This is a genomic window from Vibrio ouci (genome assembly GCF_004551525.1).
GTDB lineage: Bacteria > Pseudomonadota > Gammaproteobacteria > Enterobacterales > Vibrionaceae > Vibrio > Vibrio ouci.
The window spans coordinates 1-1,751 of sequence record NZ_SATR01000156.1 but is presented as its reverse complement, the minus strand read 5'-3'; the positions used below and the strand labels follow the sequence as shown (position 1 = coordinate 1,751).

The following is a 1,751-nucleotide window of genomic DNA, read 5'->3' as shown; positions in this document are numbered from 1 at the left end:
ACCTCTAGCAGCATCAAGCGCCACCTTAGCTTTAAATTCGGGTGAGTGGTTTCTACGTTTTCTAGTCATAATCTGTTCCAGTATTTTTAGGTACTATCAAAACAGATCAATCACTTAAAGTCATGTCCGAAAATCGGGAGCCACTTCTGACAGTATTAAGCTCAACATTGTCATAGTCTTCAAGCAAGATACCTTCAGAGATTCCTTCAATCTTCTCGATATATTGAACTGGAGCCCAACCCTGCTCCCCTTCGACACTGGTTATAAAGATCCAGTTGGGAAACTCGTCGTCAATTGTACCTAGAGCTACTTTGTCACCTTGCTTCAAATAAAACGGATTGGGATATTCTGAGACGTGTTTTTCAGTAGTAACAACTTCCATATTTTCTCCAAAGTACATAACGCCCAATTAAGGGGTGAACAACGCCTCCACCCAAACCTAAAGCATTGTGCCATAAACACTAAAACTGAAGTAGAAGCAAAAATGCCAAGCGTTGTGAATCCCTCTTAAATTGCTTGTTATGTTTTACCACAAATACATGATTTACTTGAGAAAGAACTGCTATTTCTGACTGGTTTTCTGAGCTAAACCACAAGGCAAGAACCGACTTACCCCCCAAAGGCGACCAACCCAAAACCAGTAAGTCCACTTCCCTGCCCAATGAGGCAACCCGACCGAGTTACAACAAGCGCCCTTTCTTCCCAACCAAAGCGTAAGACAATGTTCAATTGCCGAGGCAACTGCGAAGCTAAAATGCTAATTGGCTAAGAACCTAAAAACTACTTTGAGCCAGTTAAACCAGAAGCCAACCGCCACGACCTGACAATGAAGCAACCCACGAACATTGGCATGTTTTACGGGCTGAGAGATTTAAGAACTTAGACCGATAATGCGGATTTGCTGAGTCTACTAGGGACGAATTGCCAGAGGGACAAAGAACTAGAGCCTAAGACCTTTAAGCCTTTGAAATACAAGTAAACATAACGCCCTGTTAAGGGGTGAGCAACGCTACCACCTAACCTAAAATTACCACCATAATCACAATAGCCAATTTTTAACCAAAAATCCCAAGCGTTGGGAATCCCTCTTAAACAGTTTGTTATATCACGCCCTAATTAGTGCACCACTGCATTTCACAAGGCAAGCCATCACGATCCCCATCAATTTTCACATTGGGGCAGTTTGCTAAATAGAACTTTGCTTCATTGCAAGATGTCATGTGGCTACAGCGAGTCTTACCCTCGCATACAAACCCCATATTTTCATATTCAGGAGTAGTAAAGAGCTTTTCAAAAGCAAAGTAGCCAAAGACACCTAGAGCTAAGCCAATTAGCACAACAGATAATATAGATGATGACGAACTGTTTTTGATAGGTTCAACACCAACAAGCAAGACATTATGAGCGCTAGTTTTGCCGTTGCTTACTTCGATCTGAAACTCTACTTTATCGCCGGTTTTGGGACGCCTGTAACCCTTCTTAAACTTCGATACATGAACGAAAATGTCACCTGGGTAGGCATCAGAGTTGATGAAACCAAAACCACGCTCATCAACCCACCGAACAATTTCACCTTTCATACTTGTTGTTTCCTCGAAGTGATATAACGCCGCGTTAAGTAGTGAGCAACGCTACCACATAACTTAACCAGACCACCGTAAACACAAAACCCAACGATAGCACTAAAAATGCTAGGCGTTGGGAATCTGTCTTAAACGCTTTGTTAGCCGTTTAGTTGGAAGTGTGGTGAT

The 1,751-nt window shown here is 42.4% G+C and carries 1 protein-coding gene and 1 pseudogene; both read right to left on the bottom strand.

Translation table 11 applies throughout. The annotated features are described in order from the left end of the window. Positions 1 to 148: 148 nt before the first annotated feature. A pseudogene (locus tag ELS82_RS24680) lies at positions 149 to 382 on the bottom strand (SH3 domain-containing protein); the annotation flags it as partial. Positions 383 to 1,112: 730 nt separating this feature from the next. Further along, positions 1,113 to 1,580: a cold shock domain-containing protein gene (locus ELS82_RS24665; RefSeq protein WP_134837732.1), complete on the bottom strand. Its 468-nt coding sequence runs from the start codon at positions 1,578 to 1,580 to the stop codon at positions 1,113 to 1,115. Positions 1,581 to 1,751 lie beyond the last annotated feature (171 nt).

What these genes read in the sequence shown, in the direction of transcription:
- ELS82_RS24665 (WP_134837732.1), bottom strand. Translation starts at nt 1,580, where the DNA reads ATGAAAGGTGAAATTGTTCGGTGGGTTGATGAGCGTGGTTTTGGTTTC.